Source organism: Psychrobacter sp. Ps7, assembly GCF_022129225.1.
In the GTDB taxonomy this organism is placed as follows: Bacteria; Pseudomonadota; Gammaproteobacteria; order Pseudomonadales; family Moraxellaceae; genus Psychrobacter; species Psychrobacter immobilis_A.
This window is the reverse complement of the sequence record NZ_JADQAH010000001.1, coordinates 215,968-234,964: the sequence shown is the minus strand read 5'-3', so window position 1 is coordinate 234,964 and position 18,997 is coordinate 215,968. Positions and strand designations below refer to the sequence as shown.

The following is an 18,997-nucleotide window of genomic DNA, read 5'->3' as shown; positions in this document are numbered from 1 at the left end:
CTATTATGAGCGAGCAAACCGCCACTTCAGTGACCAACCAATCGTCAGAGCAAGCTCAGACTTCTCAAGCGTTATCTAATACCACTCAAACTTTTGCTGAAATTTATCACTCTTCTATTGAAAATAAAGAGCAGTTTTGGGCAGAGCAAGCAAAGCGTATCTATTGGCATAAAGAACCTGAACAAATCCTTGATGACAGCAATCTGCCTTTTGCGCAGTGGTATGTCGGCGGCGAGACCAATCTTTGCTATAACTGTGTGGATCGCCATCTTGCAGAACGCGCAGAGCAAGATGCTTTTATCTGGTTATCCTCTGAGATTAACCAAGAGTTAATCGAAACCTTTCCTGCAGTCGTCGATGCGTTTAAAGATTTGGGTAATAACGTTGAGCTTTACACGGACTATACCAAACGTCGTCTGACCTATAATGACCTATATAAAGAAGTCAATTATTTTGCTGATGTGCTACAGCGTCATGGTATTGGCAAGGGCGATCGCGTTGTCATTTACATGCCGATGATTCTAGAAGCCGCTTATGCCATGTTGGCTTGCGCTCGTATCGGTGCGGTACATTCCGTGGTATTTGGTGGTTTTGCTGCCCATAACTTAGCCATTCGTATGGATGATGCCGAAGCAAAAATGGTCATCACGGTGGATGCAGGTTTGCGTGGCGGTAAAGTTATTAATTATAAAAACCTTGTCAATCAAGGGGTAGAGCAAGCAACGGTCAAGCCCAAGCATGTATTGGTCATCAATCGTGGCATTTTACCATTTGAGCCAAAAAATATTGATGTTGATTATGCAACTCAGCGCCGTATCAGCTGTGAAGCCAATGCGATTGTCGAGCCAGTTTGGCTTGAGTCAAATACGCCATCATATTTACTTTATACCTCAGGCACTACGGGTACGCCAAAAGGCGTGCAACGTGATACAGGTGGTCACGCGGTTGCGCTAACGACGTCGATGGACTATATCTACGATGGCAAGGCGGGCGAGACATTTTGGGCGATATCAGATATCGGCTGGGCGGTCGGGCATTCTTACACCATTTATGCACCATTGCTGGCTGGCATGACGAGTGTGATGTATGAAGGCTTACCACATCGACCAAACCCTGGTATCTGGTGGCGAATTGTGGAAGCCAACAAGGTCAATATTTTGTTCACCGCGCCGACCGGCGTACGTATGCTCAAAAAGCAAGATGAGACATGGATGACACGCTACGATGTCTCAAGTGTCAAATCGTTCTTTTTGGCAGGTGAACCACTGGATGAATCGACAGCCAACTGGCTGACTAAGCATTTAGGTGTGCCAATTTTAGACCATTATTGGCAAACAGAGTCTGGCTGGCCCATCCTGAGTAACACGCCCAAATTCAATCATAAGCCGCACAAGCAAGGCTCACCTGGTTATCCCATGTATGGTTACGATGCGCATGTCATTAATGAAGAAACAGGCGAACCTTGTAAAGCTGGCGAAAAAGGACTGCTCGCGATTCGTGCACCATTGCCGCCCGGTTGTCTGACCACGGTATGGCGAAATGACGAACGCTTTGTCAGTAGCTATTTTGGTCTGTTTGATGGCAAGCAATATTCAACCTCAGACTATGCCGTGACTGATGAGGAGGGTTATTTTTATATTTTAGGACGAACTGACGATGTGATTAACGTCGCCGGTCATCGTATTGGCACGCAAGAAATTGAAGAAGCGATTAGTACGCATCCAGAGATGGCAGAATGTGCGGTTGTGGGTATTCATGATGAATTGAAAGGAGAATTGCCGATAGCCTTTTGTGTGCTGAGAGATCATGAACAAGTCACGACCACCGAAAATCGTTTCCGTATTGAGCAGCAGGTCATCGGTGCTGTGGTCAAATCCCTTGGTGGTATCGCAAGGCCAGCGGCAATTTATTTCCCGCAAGCACTACCAAAAACGCGCTCTGGCAAAATCTTACGTCGAGCCATTCGTGCTCTAGCAGAAGGCAACGAAACAGGAGATATGTCAACGCTTGATAATCCAACAGCGATTGAGGCGATTAAGCAGTCTATGAAAGACTACTAATACGATGGCGTATTAATTGAAAAAAGCCATCTAACGTTAATATTGAAAAAAAGCTCATGCACAATCATGGGCTTTTTTGTTTTCAATTTAAGGCGTCTCTTCATTTTTATCACTACTTAGTCGCTTTCGCTCAAACTGAAAATATACCTTACATAAAGTTTTTTTCGTTAACATAAACTCAGATAAAATTTTGACAAAGCGCTTGACCCTAAAAATGGTTTATTGGTATAGTCAATAACGATACGAAATAAATCATTTTATAAATTACGTTTGATCGATAAAAGCTCATCATTTTTTCTCTCTTTTTGAATATTAAGACACCGCTAAAGGGTAGTCTCGCAAACAAGATAAGGATATCTTATGCACCACGTCAAGCAGCTCATCAATGGTCAATTTGTTGATTCTAATACCAGTGAATGGATTGATATCACCGATCCTGCCACGCAAGAAGTCATAGCCAAAGTTCCGCAAACCACAGACGATGAAATCAATCAGGCGGTTGCAGCAGCCAAAGCCGCTTTTCAAACGTGGCGCAAAACACCGATTACCACACGTGCGCGTATCTTTCTAAAATATCAGGCATTGATTCGTGACCATATGGATGAGCTAGCAGAAATCTTGACCGCAGAGCAGGGCAAGACTATTGCTGATGCACGCGGTGATGTATTCCGTGGTTTAGAAGTGGTTGAGCATGCTGCTGGGATTGCAAATCTACAGATTGGCGATTTCGTTGAAAACGTTGCCTCAGGCGTTGATACCTATAGTATTTGGCAGCCGCTTGGTGTTTGTGCTGGTATCACGCCGTTCAACTTCCCAGCGATGATTCCTCTGTGGATGTTCCCAATGGCGATTGCCACGGGCAATACTTTTATCCTAAAACCTTCTGAACAAGATCCGATGGTGACCATGCGTTTGGTTGAGCTAGCGGTTGAAGCGGGCGTACCTGAAGGTGTGCTAAACGTCGTACATGGTGGCAAGGCGACCGTTGATGCGATTTGTGATCATCCTGATATCAAAGCAGTTTCATTTGTCGGTTCGACCAACGTCGGCAAACACGTTTATGAGCGTGCCAGTCAATCAGGAAAACGTGCACAGTGTATGATGGGCGCGAAAAACCATGGTGTTATATTGCCAGATGCCAATAAAGAGCAAACGCTAAATCAGCTAGCTGGTGCTGCATTTGGTGCTGCTGGTCAACGTTGTATGGCATTGTCAGTTGTGGTGCTAGTGGGCGCTGCGGGTGAATGGATTGATGATATCAAGGCCAAAGCAGAAGGTTTAATCGTCTCAGCTGGTAAGCATGATAAAGACTTAGGTCCGCTAATTTCTCCCGCGGCAAAAGCGCGTGTTGAGCATTTGATTGGTACTGGAGTAGAAGAAGGGGCAAGCTTGATTCTTGATGGTCGCGGTATTACGGTTGAAGGGTATGAGAAAGGCAACTTTGTAGGACCTACTATCTTTGATAACGTCACTGCGGATATGCAAATTTACAAAGAAGAAATCTTTGGACCTGTACTGTGCATCATGCGTGCTGCCAGCTTAGATGAAGCGATTGAATTACTCAACGCCAATCCACATGGTAATGGTACGGCTATCTTTACTCAGTCAGGTGCAGCTGCGCATAAGTTCCAACAAGATATCCAAGTGGGCCAAATCGGTATTAACTTGCCGATTCCTGTACCATTACCAATGTTCTCATTCTCAGGCTCGCGTGCCAGTAAACTTGGTGATCTCGGTCCTTATGGTAAGCAAGCGGTACAGTTCTATACTCAAACTAAGACCGTCACGGCGCGCTGGTTTGATGATGAGGCGAGCCGCGGGGTTAATACCACTATTTCAATTTAACGCTGAATCACCTATATTTGCATTGACGCTTTAATACACTCTATTCAGCACAAGGATGACCCCATGGATTTTTCATTGACCGATGACCAAATTGCCTTTCGCCAAACTGCTAGACAGTTTGCACAAAAAGAGCTAAAGCCCAATGCCGCTGAATGGGATCGCACCTCGCATTTCCCAATTGATGTGATTAAAAAATCAGGCGAGCTCGGCTTTTTAGGGTTATATACCAACCCTGACTATGATGGCTTGGGTCTGCCGCGTTTAGATTCTGCGATGGTGTTTGAGGAGTTAGCATGGGGTGATACGGCTGTTGCTGCTTATATGAGCATTCATAACATGGCTGGCTGGATGATTGGTGAGTTTGGCAGTGATGCATTGTGCAAAAAATATTTGCCAAATATGGTTAGTGGTGAATGGCTGGGCAGTTATTGTTTGACCGAGCCTAATGCCGGTTCTGATGCGGCATCACTACGTACCAAAGCCGATAAGCAAGGCGAGCATTATATTCTTAACGGCGAAAAAACCTTTATCTCAGGGGCAGGTTCCACTGATGTGTTAGTGGTTATGGCACGTACGGGCGCTGCAGGTCCAAAGGGGATTTCAGCATTCGTCGTTGATGCAGACAGTGCTGGTATCGAATACGGCAAAAACGAGCATAAAATGGGTTGGAAAGCACAACCAACACGGACGATTAGCTTTAAAGATGTCAAAGTGCCAGTAGAAAACCTCATCGGCGAAGAAGGTCAAGGCTTTCGTATTGCGATGAAGGGTTTAGATGGCGGTCGGATTAATATTGGTATCTGTGCAGTCGGTACTGCGCAAGCGGCGCTTGAGACAGCGACCAATTACGTGCAAGAGCGTAGCCAATTTGGTAGTCCGATTGCTAGTTTACAGTCGGTACAGTTTAAGCTTGCAGATATGTTGACCCAAACCATTACCGCACGGCAAATACTCTATTTAGCGGCGAATAAAGTCGACAATAATGATGCACAGGCCTCTACTTATTGCGCAATGGCAAAGCGTTTGTCTACTGACTTGTGTTTTGATGTCGCCAATGAAGCCTTACAGCTGCATGGCGGTTATGGTTATCTCAATGAGTATCCGCTTGAGCGCCATGTGCGAGATTTGCGTGTGCATCAAATCTTAGAAGGCACCAATGAGATTATGCGCGTGATTGTCTCACGTCAGCTGCTACAAGACGATGCGTTAAGCCAGTTACGCTAATCATTTTATATGAATAGATAATTTGCCTATTCGAATGTATGGATAAAGCAATTTTATAAAAAATTATAACAAGGATATTTCATGACGGATTATACCAACTTAAAACTATCAATTAATGGTCATATTGCGACGCTCACATTGAACAACCCACCTGCTCATACGTGGACGATGGACAGTCTCAATGCGCTTAAGCAATTGGTCTCTGATCTCAATACCAATGATGAGGTGTATGCGTTAATCGTCCATGGTGATGGCGAGAAGTTCTTTTCAGCAGGTGCCGATTTAAATAATTTTGCAGATGGCGATAAAGGTCGTGCGATTAGTATGGCGATAGCCTTTGGTGAAGCGTTCGAAGCACTGTCAGCCTATCGCGGTGTTAGTATCGCGGTTATCAATGGCTATGCGATGGGCGGTGGTCTTGAGTGCGCACTCGCTTGTGATATTCGTATTGCAGAAGATCATGCTCAAATGGCATTACCTGAGACAGGCGTTGGCTTGTTGCCGTGTGCCGGTGGCACCCAAAATCTAACAGCTTTAGTAGGTGAAGGCTGGGCAAAGCGCATGATATTATGCGGTGAGCGCGTCGATGCCGAGACTGCACTACGCATTGGCTTAGTCGAAGAAGTTGCTATAAAAGGTGAGGGATTACAAACAGCACAAGCCTTGGCACAAAAAGTCGCTAAACAATCACCAGTTGCGGTCAGTTATTCCAAAACACTTATCCAAGCGGCAAGACATACTCCGCCTGCACAAAACCTTATCCATGAGCGTGAAGCCTTTGTTAAATTGTTCGATACTGAAGATCAGCGCGAAGGTGTACAAGCATTTTTAGAAAAACGTAAACCCACTTGGCAAAATAAATAAACGCCATAAAGTCAAACTTAATGATACTATTTTTCTTTTAATATTTGTAGGTCACTTTTATGACAACAGCTATAGAAGGCACACTAGAGGCGCCGGTATTATTCAGCACTGAGCCGACAGATTGTGGTCACCTTATTGGGATAATGACGTTAAATATGCCAAAGTCTCTTAATGCCTTGAGCGTTGAGATGTGTCAGTTGTTATCGCAACAACTAGAGCAGTGGCAAGGTGATGAGCAAGTGGTGGCATTGCTATTAAAAGGCGCAGGCGACAAAGCATTTTGTGCTGGCGGTGATATTCGTAAGCTTTATGACAGTATGTCTAGTGATGCACCGCTACCGAATCCTTATGCGACAGAATTTTTTGGTAATGAATATCGTCTTTATCGACAAATGCACTTTTACCCTAAGCCGCTCATCCTTTGGGGCGATGGCATCATTATGGGTGGCGGTATGGGCTTGATGGCCGGCTGTAGTCATCGACTGGTCACTGAACGTACCCGTTTTGCCATGCCTGAGGTTACCATTGGCTTATTCCCTGATGCGTCTGGCAGTTGGTTCTTACAGCGTATGCCAGCGAAGACAGGTTTGTTTTTAGGGTTAACGGGCGCGATGTGTAATGGCAATGATGCACTATTGGCCAATCTAGCAGAATACGCCGTCGCCAGTAGTGACTATGATGGCGTCATACAAAGTTTAAAACAGAGCGATTGGCAGGTTGCCGCTAGTCGTACCGATAAATGCCACAACGATAGCGCTCATAGTATTGTTAGCCGTGCACTGGCTGCGCAACCAGTAGCTGAACTGCCTGCTAGTAAATTGGCAATCCATTGGCAATCTATTCAGCAGTTGATGAACAGCGGCGGACTGGGTGATATCGATGCTTTATTACAAAGTGATGCGGCACTCGCAAAAATAGATACAGAGTTTGCCAATGATAGCTGGACGCAGCGAGCAATAGATACTTATCGCCATGGCTGTCCAGTTACCGCTGCTTTAACTTATGCGCTTTATTATAAAGTCACTGACTTATCACTAGAGCAAGTTCTGTATTTAGAAGCCAATGTAGCCGTACATTGTGCCGCCAATCCTGACTTTAAAGAAGGGGTACGTGCGCTGCTCATTGATAAAGATCGTAATCCACAGTGGTCACGCTCACTAGCAGACTGCTTGAGTAGCGAAGGGCAGGCGTACATACAGCAGCACTTTGTGAATCCTTATGCTAAAGATGAGCATCCGTTAGGCGATTGGTTGGGTGATGAGGCTTTAGGCAGTCAGTCTGTGCGTTAAAAATTGAATTTATCAATTCAATATAGACATCAAATTAAAATTACACTCCATTAAATAGTTTACAGCTATATGTGTAGCAACGCCTGCGCGCATGATTAATACTAACCATCAAGGAATGATGAGATGAATACAAAGGATGTAAATGCCACCGATAACGATACTACTAAGCCAAATATTGCTTTTATTGGGCTTGGTAATATGGGCGCACCAATGGCAGAGAACTTGTTAAAAGCAGGTTACCCGCTCTCGGTTTATGATTTATCCGCAGAAGCAACTGAGCGCTTGCAGCAAGCAGGTGCCAGTGTAGCAGACAGTCCTAAAGATGCTGCACGTCATGCACAGGTCGTTATCAGTATGTTGCCTGCTGGCAAGCACGTCCATTCTGTCTATTTAGGAGAGGGTGGCTCTGACGGTCTACTTGCAGAGCTAGCAAAAGGTACTTTAGTGATTGACAGTAGTACCATCGCGGCAGCTGATGCAAGAACAGTGGCGGAGGCGGCAAGCAAGCTTGGCATAGACTTCTTAGATGCCCCAGTCTCCGGTGGTACGGGCGGTGCTATCGCTGGTACGTTAACCTTTATCGTTGGCGGAGAGGATACAGCCTTTGCCAAAGCTGAGCCAATACTGGCAGTGATGGGTAAAAATATCTTTCATGCAGGCGAGCATGGCGCAGGACAAGTGGCAAAAATCTGTAATAACATGCTGTTAGGTATTTTGATGGCAGGGACGGCAGAAGCAATTAATCTGGGCGTCAAAAACGGTCTAGACCCTAAAGTGCTATCAGATATTATGTTGCAAAGCTCAGGTCGTAACTGGACGCTAGAGGTCTATAATCCTTATCCGCAAGTAATGGAAAATGTCCCCTCTAGCAATGGCTACCAAGGCGGGTTTATGAGTAAGCTCATGCAAAAGGATCTTAACCTTGCCATGCAGACCGCTGAAGATACTCAGGTAGAGACACCGATGGGCGCTAAAGCGACAGAGCTATATGAAGCACATGCAATTGACAATGGCGACAAAGATTTTTCGAGCATTATGGCGCGACATGACAGCTCAGTATTGACTTAAATTATCAAAGTACCTATGAAAAAGGTCTGCATTATTATCTTAATGCAGACCTTTTTTTTGCTTATATTGCATCATCTAGCTGGGTAGGTCATAGACAAGCGACTGAATATCTTTCGCTGCTTTTTGCAGTCGTGGGACATGGGTTAAGAGATCATCTAAAGACACTCGTATGGTCGGTGCATGAAGATACAGCGAGGCAAGGTAGCGTGACTTTCTATCCCGTATCGGTACGGCGATTGCCACCATCTCAGAGATAAACTCTTCATTATCGATACCAATACCTGTTTCAGCGATACGATCAAGCTCAGCGTTTAGCGCATCGATATCGGTAATCGTATTTTTGGTAAACTTATCCAATGACAGGTTTTGCAGTATTTTGTCGCGGCTTGTGCGCGGCAACTGACTTAAATATAGCTTACCAGTCGCTGTACACCACATTGGCGACTTTGCGCCCACTGGCAAATAAATCTGTATCGGCAAGGTCGTATTTGCACGGTTGGTATAGATCATGTTCATCTGATAAGGCACACCGATCCCGCAAGTCTCTTTTAGCTCATCAACCAGCTTTTGCAAAATCATTTGTCGCTCATTAAAGAACAATCGCTGCTGCCAAAGCTCAACACCCAAGTTGCGTACCCGCTTGCCCGGTATAATGCCGCCGCCAATATCCACAGTCACAAACCCTTCATCGAGCAGATTTTGAATCAATCGATGAATGGTCGGCTTTGGAATATCAAGCTCTTGCGATAGCTCAAGTGGTGAGAGCGGTTTTGAGGCATAAGACACCGCCTCGATAATCTCTAACACACGGGTAATCGACGATACTTTAGGCATATGAGTGGCTCAATAAGAATAAAAAGAATACAGTAGGAAGCACAACAAGGCATTAATAGATAACAGTAAATACGCAGCCTTGCGACAAATTTTCCTATCCTCTAATTTAGCATAATATCAAGCTTAGACAAGATCTAGTTACTTTATATGCCAATACTAAATGCATCCATACTAACGTTACACAGTCATACAATATTGAAAATTTATGCTAATGCTTTATTTTTCTGAAAAGTTTTCTAAAAGCAATAATTACTACACCAACTCACAAAATACAACAAACTGTAGTAATAAGCTATATAACTGTCATTGAGTTAAATAAAGAGGTAGGTCATTATAATGACATATTTTGTAATATCCTTACATGAAGATTAAGCTAACCAATATTCATGTTTGCGCTGCTGAGTTACTTTAAGAGCATTGTGTAACAGAAAGACGAAGTTTTGCGGATTGGTGTAGTAATTATTACAATATCTATGCAATCTTTACATAACGGCAAATAAAAAGCGCTCCTAGAGGGGTGACTTTTCCGGCCAAAATTGTTTTAATCTGCTCAACAAAATGATCGATTTAAAAAAAGCTAAATTGTCATTTTTTATGGGCGACTTATTCCACACTTTAGGAGAGTATTTATGAGACTTATTAAATTAACAGCAATTTCTGCTGCCGTTTTAGCGTCAACTGCTGCACTAGCTGCTGAACCTGTTATCGTTGTTGATGGTAACGATGCAGTTGTTTACGAAGCTGAGCCTGTTGCTGTTGCATATGAAGCTGAACCTGTTGCTTATGCATACAATGCTGACGCTGGTATCGTTCGCAATACTACTGGTGCTGTTGTTGGTGGTACTAAGACTTTCTTCCAAACTGCTATCAACCCAGCTTCTGTTAGCGCTGAAGTTGGTACTTTAGGTTATGGTGCTAACATCGGTTGGTCACTAAATGAGAAAACTGAATTACAAGCTGGTTGGGCAGGCGGCGATGTTGCTGACCTATTCGGCGGTGACTTTGACGCAAACGATGTAAACTATGACGTTGATTCTGACTTCAGCAACCCATACCTAGGTGTGCAATTACGTCCTACTGGTAACTGGTTCACTATGGGTGCTGGTATCATCGTACCTGACAACGATTTTGACGTGACTGCTAATCCAGATGGCGGCGTATACAAAATTAATGATGTATCATATGTTGCAGATGATGTAGGTGCTCTACAGGGCAGCATGGAACATCGTAACAAACTAGCACCTTATGGTACTATCGGATTCCGTCCTAACATCGGTAACAACTGGGGTGTGTTTGGTGAAATCGGTGCAGCATACATGGGTAAAACCAATGCTACTGTAACTGCAAGTAAAACTGGACCAGTACGTGTAGAAGATGGTTTTACTGATGGTGGCACGATTGTACCTGGAGTAACTCCTGGGGATGTTGCTGCTCTTGCTGAGAAAGAACTAGAAGATAAAGATTATCTTGAGTGGATGCCAATTGTTAAGCTTGGCGCAACTTACCGTTTCTAATCTAATCACAGTTTAAGTACTGTTATTAGAAGAGTAGTAAGAAAAAACGATCCTTTTTAGGGTCGTTTTTTTTGTCTGTGAAAGGATAGTTGTTAGAATGAATAACAGATGTAAATGGTCTAGAAAATAACGATGGTTTGTTGCGCTGACAATACCGCGATACGGTAATCGGATTTAATGTCTGCTATGACCATTAAAGGTGATGGTTCTCTAATAGCATGAATCAAATCAGCAATCAGGTAGGAGTAATCTATTCCTAACCCTTGTGCCAGTTTGTATTGATGAATTTTGATAAAACTTTCTTTTATTTGCCACAGTAATTTAGCGATAATCCTACGCTGAAGTGGGGATAATGCTTGTAAAGCAGCCATTTCATGCTCAGAATAAAACCGCTGTGCCACTCGCCATGCTACATGATTGGTTTCAATATCAATACCAATGGGACGGTGACGACTAATGACCACTGTTACTTTACTGTTCAATGATGTATCGATTATCTGAACAGTATTTTGATTAATATCATGGTGATTCTTGTTGCCTGTATGACTAAAGCATACGTAATATTCACTGCTGCTAAGCCGATACGGGAAATTTGACTCATCCAAAGTATCGCGCAACTTTAGCTCATCCAGTAATTGTTGTAGCAATAATCGAACGCCTTTACGTTGTAGGCGACGTTGATGCTGCGCCATTTCACGTGTTGATAAACTTATTGGTGACAGGCAGTAATGCCAATTAAGCTCGTAAAGTTTCTGAAAATCTACCTGTGATATATTGTTAGCGGATGACCACAGTAATTCATCCCACAGTCTTTTAAGGTTGAGGGATGAACGCTCGCTTACTTGTGCAGTGGCGCACCACGTTGCGGGATCGAGCTGGGTATATTGGACATGGGTCAGGTTTAAGGTAGAGCTTGGCATCATTGACTACATCTATTGGATTGGTTCGCTTAGTAACATGCAAAAAGCCCAGCGATATATTATTGCTGGGCTTTCAATTATAAAATATGTTGAGCTTTATCGACTGTGATTGGTTTTACTGGTGTTAGTAAGACAATTCAGCACGGCGATTTAGTGCATAAGCTTCTTCAGTATTACCAGCGGCAGCAGGGCGCTCTTCACCATAACTGATGATGCGGATATTGTTTACTGCGACGCCTTGAGTAGCAAGGTAATCACGTGCAGCAGCAGCACGGCGCTCACCTAGTGCCATGTTGTATTCACGGCTACCGCGTTCATCAGTATTACCTGCGATAACAACGCTGGCTGCTGGATTTGAGTTGAGCAAGCTGGCATGTTGATTAAGAATGCTCGCTGCTTGTGAAGTAATTTCGCTGCTATCAAAAGCAAAGTAAACAACTGCCTGTAGGTTTTCTGCGCCCATAATAACCGCGCTTGAGTTATCTACGATGACTGCGCCAGTGTATCCAACTTGACCACCTGGGATACCTAGTGGGGCAACCACGACTTCAGAAGTAGCACGTTTGGTCGCACAACCTGCGGTTAGTGCCACAGCGCTTGATAATACAGCGAGGACTGCGATCTTAGAAAAACTGGTTGACATAATGAGCTCCTAAAATTTTAATTAATTAAAATTGTTTTTTTTGAACTGCTTACGATAAAACTTAGGCAATTGCTATCTATCATATACTAAATGTTACTTTATGTAAGTAGTATTACTGTAAATAATGCTAGAATTTACAGATAGATATGAGATCTACTACCAGCGGTGCTTGCCCCAATTTTCAGGATTGGCCCAATAATCCGCATTTAACCAATTTGGCAGCTGTTTATAGTCATATAAATTGAACTGCCAAAGTCTAGCGGACGCTGATGACTTTACAGATGAAGGCTGCTCTGATTTGTCAGTAGTATTCATCTCTAAAGATGGTTCATTCAAGATATCAAATGGGGTAAAGCCATAAGCTTTTAGATCTAGGGTGTCATCAAGGGCGATTAGCAGGTGTGCCGCATAAAGATCTCGATAGCGCATGAGCAGCGGAATATACTGCTGCAGAAACTCTGGTGAGAGTGTGGGCAACCAAAAACAGGCGAGCTCATAACGTTCAGGTAATTGTCGTTGATTGAGCTCTAATAATGTCGATATTTGTGGTGAGCGGGTATTTTTTAGCAGTGTCTTTAATGCTAACCGCGCATTTTGATCTGGGACGACCCACAGCAACTCAGTGTCATTATTAGTAGATTCAATCGTTGTGGATGCGTTCGCTTGTATGGTTAGTGAGGGCAAAAGAGCCTCAACGTAATCTATCAGTAATGGTAACGTAATGTCTGAGCGACTGTCGGTTTGCTTTATCATATAATAGGCCGTTTATCGAGTGTTGGTCATCAGTGACCCTATTAAATCATTTTAATCGCGATTATCCAATGGGTGATTGATGCTGATTATGCTGCTCTTTTAATATGTCGACTCTCTTATTCTTTTGATATATCGACTCTCTCATTGCTATCGCATTTTGATAAGTATCAGGGACGATGAACATAATAAAATTGGGACCTGCTCTTGAAATTTGGCAGTTTAGGTCAATGTAGCAAGATACCATTATCATGTTAATGGTCATAAGATTATGCTAATTGATGACCTGCCTTAACCTAAATTATCCCGCTTTTTACCGTATATATTTTTTGCCACAAATAATAATAGGAATACCCATGTCTATTGCTGAAACTGATGCTCAAATTATTAATCCTGATATGCCAGATGTGCCACCGCATGCCCCAAGTAAAATTAATTTAAAAGATTACCAGAAACCTAGCTTTGATGTGGAAACGGTTGATTTAGATATTAAACTGTTCGAAAATCATGCACAGGTAGACAGCACTCTGAAGATGGTACGTCAAACAGCAGGAGATCTCGTATTATTCGGTGAGGAGTTGGAGCTGATCGCCATTACGATGAATGGTAAGCCATTGATGGCTGAGGATTATCAACAACAAGCAGGTACGTTGACTATTAATAATGCACCTGATGCAGTTGTTTTAGAGATTCAAGTACGCATCTGTCCGCAGACCAATACCGCACTTGAAGGGTTCTATATGGCGGGCAGTGGTGATGAGACGATGTTTGTCACTCAGTGTGAGCCCGAAGGCTTTCGTAAAATTACCTTTTATCCAGACCGCCCCGATGTATTGGCGATATTTACCACGCGTCTTGAGGCGGATAAGCGTTATCCAACACTATTGGCCAATGGTAACTTGGTTGAAGAGGGTGAAGTGGCAGATGCCCCAGACCGTCACTATGCGATATGGCATGATCCAACCAATAAACCAAGCTATCTATTTGCCTGCGTTGTCGCTGATTTAGACGTATTGACGGATTCTTATACCACCAGCGAAGGTCGTGAGGTGTTGCTGGAAATATACGCAAAGTCTGCTGACATTGATAAATGTGATGTCGGTATGCAAGCGTTGAAAGATTCGATGAAATGGGATGAGGTCAATTATGGTCGCGCCTACGATTTAGATCGCTATATGATTGTTGCCGTGAGTCAATTTAATATGGGCGCAATGGAAAACAAAGGTCTGAATATTTTTAATACCGCTTGTGTGTTATCCAGTCCTGAGACGACAACGGATGCGCGTAGCTTTAGTGTGAAAGCCATCATTGCCCATGAGTATTTTCATAACTGGACAGGCAATCGCATCACTTGCCGTGATTGGTTCCAGTTGTGTTTGAAGGAAGGTTTTACTGTTTACCGCGATCAATCATTCTCAGCGGATCAGCAGTCGAGTGCCGTACAGCGTATCGACGATGTGGCGACCTTGCGTGCTCATCAGTTTGCGGAGGATGCAGGACCACTGGCACACCCAGTACGCCCTGAGAGTTTCGTCGAGATTAATAATTTTTATACGACGACTGTTTATGAGAAAGGCGCTGAAATCGTACGCATGATTGCCAATACTTTGGGAGCCGAGAACTTTCGTAAAGGCACGGATGAGTATTTCCGTCGTTATGATGGGCAAGCGGTGACGGTTGAGGACTTTTTATCTGCGCTTAGCATCACTGATAGCAAGATTGAAAGCTTTATCGACTGGTATCGTCAGCCGGGCACACCAATGGTGTCTGGTCATCAACATTATAACCATGCAGCGCAGACACTGACGATTACGTTAAGTCAGCAAACCCGTCATGTCAGTGGCTTTGCTGCGCCAAAACCATTGCCTATTCCGGTCGCGACTGTGCTATTTGATAAAGACACTGGTGACATTGTGGCTGAGCGTATGCTGCTACTCGATCAAGCCACGCAAACCTTTACCTTCGAACATATAGCGCGTGAGCCTGTAGTATCCTTGCTACGTGATTTTAGTGCGCCAGTACAGCTCAATTATGATTATCAAGATGCAGATTTGGCATTTTTGCTCAAACATGAAACCAATGGTTTTAACCGCTGGCAAGTGACGCAGATGCTGGTCAATCGTATCTTGCTGCAAGGTCAAGGCGAGAAGAGCAGTCCTGATATCTATCTGCAAGCACTAGCGCAGACATTGCCTGTGCTCGCGGCTGAAGATGCGATGTTGGCTGCCCGCTTGCTTGATATTCCATCAGCGCAAGAGCTGGCGTCTGCTATTCATAAAGGTTACGATCCAGCATTGGTGAAAGCGCAGCGCGACGACTTGTATCAGCAGCTTGCAGAGGCGCTAAAAGATCAATGGGCTGAGCTTTATGAGCAGCTACCTATGCAGTCTTATGAAGATAGTGCCGAGGCTCGTGGCACCCGTGCCTTGCGTAATGTGGTGCTCGATATGGCGCTGACCGCAAATGTCGATGGCGCAGATGAATGGGCGCAGCAGCAGTATGATGATGCAAGCTGTATGACGGAGCGTTTCGGTGCGTTGAAAGCGATGGTCAATCATCAACTGCTAAATGCTGATAAGTATTTAGCAGACTTTTATAATCGCTTCCAAAATAATGATTTGGTCATCGATTTATGGTTTAGTGTGCAAGCGTCTGCTGATACTGTGACCGCTGATACTATCCAATCCTTGATTGCTCACGCAGATTTTGATTGGAATACGCCCAATCGTGTACGCTCAGTGGTCAGTGCCTTTACCTCGCAGCCAACGGCTTTATGGACAGCAGAAGGGTTGGAGCTTTATATTGGTGTGATTAAAAAGTTGGATGATGCCAATCCTGTTTTGGCGTCGCGCTTATTGCAAGTGCTAGCGCGTTGGAATACCTTGGCGGAGCCACGTCGTCAAATGGCGCATGAGCGGTTGATTGAGTTGCAAAAGCAGGCTTCTTCTAAGCATGTACTTGAAAGTCTAAACAGTGTTTTAGGATCAGCGAGCGAGTAGGGTAAATTAAATGACTCTATAACAATAAACTAAATTATTTTATAAGAAAAAGCCCGTCCGATAATAATATCGGACGGGCTTTTTGCTGAGCAACTTATCAAGATAGAGTGATCTTTATCGTGATGAGGGACTGTCAATATTAACGGTTAGGCAAAACGTCTTTGACCATATCACGTAGATTATACAGGGCAGTGACCGTACTGTCCCAATCTAAGCAACCGTCAGTGATAGACTTGCCATATTCGAGCTGACTTAAGTCAGCGGTCAGTTTCTGATTGCCGCCCTTTAGATGGCTCTCAATCATCATACCGATGATAGATTTATTGCCGTTTTGAATTTGTTCAGCAACGTTTTGAATGACCATTGGTTGTAGATACGGGTCTTTACCTGAGTTGGCATGGCTTGAGTCAATCATAATCTTACTATTGGTTTTGCCTTTTGCTAGCTCGTTTTCCACTTGCGCAACCGCAGTTTCGTCATAGTTGGGCTTGCCGTTACCACCGCGGAGTACCACGTGCGCGTAAGGGTTGCCTTTAGACTTGATGATTGAGACTTTGCCATCTGCTGATAAACCCAAGAAGCTATGACCTTCTTTTACGGCTTGCATTGCGTTAACAGCGACTGTCATGCCGCCATCTGTTCCATTCTTGAAGCCTACTGGGCATGATAAGCCTGAACTCATTTCACGATGCGTTTGGCTCTCAGTGGTACGTGCGCCAATCGCTGACCAGCTGATCAAATCCTGCATGTACTGCGGGGTATTCGGGTCTAGTGCTTCGGTAGCGCAAGGCAGACCTTTTTCATTCAAATCGAGCAGTAGCTTACGGGCAGTACGCAGACCTTTTTCAATGTCGAAGCTGTCATTCATATCAGGGTCATTAATCATGCCTTTCCAGCCAACGGTTGTGCGCGGCTTTTCAAAATATACGCGCATCACAACGAACACGCTATCTTCGATTTCTTTTGCTAATATGGCCAAACGATCGGCATATTCGTGAGCGGCTTTGATATCATGAATAGAGCAGGGGCCGATAACCACAAAGAGGCGCTTGTCTTTACCATCCAAGATGTTTTGGATGGTATTACGACCGTTTAATACGGTTTTATAGGCTGCATCTGATAAAGGTAGCTCAGTTTTTAGCTCAGCGGGAGTGATCAAAGGAATGAACTTTTCAATATTCACGTCGTCAATATCTGCATTATGGGTAACTGATGTTGTCATGGTTATATATCGTCTAGCTGATTTATAGGGAGTTTCATTATGCGGACAAAAGTGTTGGTTGACAAGGGCAGTCGCGCAGTTAATTGACTGATAACTGGAATGAGGAAACCAAAACTTAGTTATACTTGTTCAGCGTTAATCGTATATGAGCGCTTCAACAAGCAAGATTGTTACTCAATTTATCTGTCCGTATAGAAAAACGAATTAACCCGTTAAGTAGTTATTTCTGGCTTTTATCAGCTAATTTAGCTATTTGTATCATCGTCACGTATGATGACAATATAAAAGGTATGACGATAAAATAGTGAGTATGGCGAATGCTTAGGTATCACAGAGCTTTCGCGCAGATTTTATGCGTCGTATTTTATAATAATCATTCATTTATTTTATATGCATTTATTGTATTTTTTAATATCGAGAGCTTGTCATGACAGATTCTGCTACGCCTGATCAATATCATAACTTTATAGACCAAACAGAGACTGAAATTCGAAGTGCTGAATTACAGACTGTGCCATTGGTCATCGGTATCGTCGCAGGTGAGGTGTCAGGGGATAGCTTGGGCGCAGACTTCATGCAGCAGATGAATAATCTACGTGGTGATATTGTATGGGTCGGCGTCGGTGGTACAAAGATGCAAGCGCAAGGGCTGCAAAGCATTTTTCCGTTGGAGCGTTTGGCAGTAATGGGTTTGGTAGAAGTCATGGCGCAATTACCTGACCTACTTAAAGCTCGCCGTGAATTATTGAGCGCATTTAAAGCCGCTGATATTAATTGGTTTATTGGCATTGATGCGCCTGATTTTAATCTTAGAGTGGCTAAAAAGTTAAAACCGCAAGGCGTATTCTGCGTGCAGTATGTGAGCCCTTCTATTTGGGCATGGCGTGAGTCACGTATTCATAATATTAAAGCAGCGACCGACCTTGTGTTGTGTTTGTTCCCCTTTGAGCTGTCCGTTTATGAACGTCATAATCATCCAGCAATATGTGTTGGTCATCCGCTGTTGCGTACGATCGATCAAACATTATTAGAGACACCGATCAATCAGCGCCGTAGTGAGCTGGTTTGGCACAACGATGGCTTGCAGCAGTTTTTTATTGAACGATTTGACGATGTCAGCCAGCTTATTTGTGTGATGCCAGGCTCTCGGCGCGGTGAAATCACGGCTATTTTGCCATTGATGTTAGATGGTATTCAAAAGTTGATATTGCTTGACCCCAAGCTGTGCTTTATCATTCCGACCGTCGACCAGAATCACCAATACATCGTCCAAGATGTTATTGATCAGCGCTCAGAGCAACTACGTGCTGCCATCGTGGTGGTCTATGATGATAGCCAGCCAGCCTTTAGTCAGCACGCGATGGCAGCCTCAGATATTGTGATGCTGGCATCTGGCACTGCAACCCTAGAGGCGATGCTATTAGAGCGACCGATGGTGGTGGTTTATCAATTAAATAAGCTCACCTATCAGATTGCCAAACGCTTGGTCAAAGTGCCTTATGTGGCGCTGCCCAACATTTTGGCTGATACTGCAATCGTTCCTGAGCTGATTCAAGAGCAGGCGAGTGGTGATAATATCTGTCGTACGGTCATGCGGCTACTGCAACCGCGTGCCTATGCTGAGCAATTAAAAGATCTCGTCGCCACCAAGCACTTATTACAACAGCAGAGTAATCATGATCCCGCTAATAGTGTGATTGAGCAATGGTTTATCCAAGCGAAACATTGGATTTAAGCCATTATTGATTGCGATCATTTCTTCTTC

At 44.0% G+C, this 18,997-nt stretch carries 14 protein-coding genes; 9 read left to right on the top strand and 5 right to left on the bottom strand.

Annotated elements, in window-relative coordinates:
- Positions 1 to 5 precede the first annotated feature (5 nt).
- From I3257_RS00960 to mmsB, 6 genes are all read left to right on the top strand, one after another.
- Positions 6 to 2,060: a propionate--CoA ligase gene (locus tag I3257_RS00960; protein ID WP_109590047.1), complete on the top strand. Its 2,055-nt coding sequence runs from the start codon at positions 6 to 8 to the stop codon at positions 2,058 to 2,060.
- Positions 2,061 to 2,420: 360 nt separating this feature from the next.
- Complete coding sequence (locus I3257_RS00955) at positions 2,421 to 3,905, top strand: CoA-acylating methylmalonate-semialdehyde dehydrogenase (RefSeq protein ID WP_109590045.1); 1,485 nt, start codon at positions 2,421 to 2,423, stop codon at positions 3,903 to 3,905.
- A gap of 63 nt (positions 3,906 to 3,968) precedes the next feature.
- The gene (locus tag I3257_RS00950; RefSeq protein ID WP_238048512.1) at positions 3,969 to 5,129 is read left to right on the top strand and encodes an acyl-CoA dehydrogenase family protein; all 1,161 of its coding nucleotides are present in this window, start codon (positions 3,969 to 3,971) and stop codon (positions 5,127 to 5,129) included.
- A gap of 81 nt (positions 5,130 to 5,210) precedes the next feature.
- A complete protein-coding gene (locus I3257_RS00945; RefSeq protein WP_087815893.1) occupies positions 5,211 to 5,993 on the top strand; it encodes an enoyl-CoA hydratase in 783 nt (260 codons plus the stop codon).
- Between the two features lie 59 nt (positions 5,994 to 6,052).
- Positions 6,053 to 7,282, top strand: coding sequence for an enoyl-CoA hydratase/isomerase family protein (locus I3257_RS00940; RefSeq protein WP_238048511.1), 1,230 nt, complete (start codon positions 6,053 to 6,055; stop codon positions 7,280 to 7,282).
- 123 nt (positions 7,283 to 7,405) lie between these two features.
- Entirely contained in the window at positions 7,406 to 8,350 is a 945-nt protein-coding gene (gene mmsB, locus I3257_RS00935) for a 3-hydroxyisobutyrate dehydrogenase (protein WP_238048510.1), read from the top strand.
- 75 nt (positions 8,351 to 8,425) lie between these two features.
- Here mmsB and I3257_RS00930 read toward each other — a convergent pair whose 3' ends face one another.
- Positions 8,426 to 9,184 carry an IclR family transcriptional regulator gene (locus tag I3257_RS00930; protein ID WP_045446365.1) on the bottom strand — a complete coding sequence of 253 codons (759 nt, stop codon included), beginning with the start codon at positions 9,182 to 9,184 and terminating at the stop codon, positions 8,426 to 8,428.
- A gap of 629 nt (positions 9,185 to 9,813) precedes the next feature.
- On the opposite strand from I3257_RS00930, the gene I3257_RS00925 reads away from it, so the two are divergent.
- Positions 9,814 to 10,698 carry a hypothetical protein gene (locus I3257_RS00925; RefSeq protein ID WP_238048509.1) on the top strand — a complete coding sequence of 295 codons (885 nt, stop codon included), beginning with the start codon at positions 9,814 to 9,816 and terminating at the stop codon, positions 10,696 to 10,698.
- Positions 10,699 to 10,817: 119 nt separating this feature from the next.
- Here I3257_RS00925 and I3257_RS00920 read toward each other — a convergent pair whose 3' ends face one another.
- From I3257_RS00920 to I3257_RS00910, 3 genes are all read right to left on the bottom strand, one after another.
- Positions 10,818 to 11,621 (bottom strand): 4'-phosphopantetheinyl transferase superfamily protein, encoded by an 804-nt coding sequence (locus I3257_RS00920; protein ID WP_238048508.1) that lies wholly within the window; start codon positions 11,619 to 11,621, stop codon positions 10,818 to 10,820.
- Positions 11,622 to 11,742: 121 nt separating this feature from the next.
- Positions 11,743 to 12,261 carry a peptidoglycan-associated lipoprotein Pal gene (gene pal / locus I3257_RS00915; protein ID WP_238048507.1) on the bottom strand — a complete coding sequence of 173 codons (519 nt, stop codon included), beginning with the start codon at positions 12,259 to 12,261 and terminating at the stop codon, positions 11,743 to 11,745.
- A gap of 156 nt (positions 12,262 to 12,417) precedes the next feature.
- A complete protein-coding gene (locus I3257_RS00910; RefSeq protein WP_055124945.1) occupies positions 12,418 to 13,014 on the bottom strand; it encodes a DUF6231 family protein in 597 nt (198 codons plus the stop codon).
- Between the two features lie 395 nt (positions 13,015 to 13,409).
- Between I3257_RS00910 and pepN the strand changes: the two genes are divergently transcribed.
- Positions 13,410 to 16,010, top strand: a complete 2,601-nt coding sequence (gene pepN, locus I3257_RS00905) for an aminopeptidase N (protein WP_238048524.1) — start codon at positions 13,410 to 13,412, stop codon at positions 16,008 to 16,010.
- Positions 16,011 to 16,149: 139 nt separating this feature from the next.
- Here pepN and I3257_RS00900 read toward each other — a convergent pair whose 3' ends face one another.
- Positions 16,150 to 17,232 (bottom strand): 3-deoxy-7-phosphoheptulonate synthase, encoded by a 1,083-nt coding sequence (locus I3257_RS00900; protein ID WP_045446373.1) that lies wholly within the window; start codon positions 17,230 to 17,232, stop codon positions 16,150 to 16,152.
- 427 nt (positions 17,233 to 17,659) lie between these two features.
- Here I3257_RS00900 and lpxB point away from each other — a divergent pair, with 427 nt between their 5' ends.
- Positions 17,660 to 18,967 carry a lipid-A-disaccharide synthase gene (gene lpxB / locus I3257_RS00895; RefSeq protein ID WP_109590030.1) on the top strand — a complete coding sequence of 436 codons (1,308 nt, stop codon included), beginning with the start codon at positions 17,660 to 17,662 and terminating at the stop codon, positions 18,965 to 18,967.
- Positions 18,968 to 18,997: the final 30 nt, after the last annotated feature.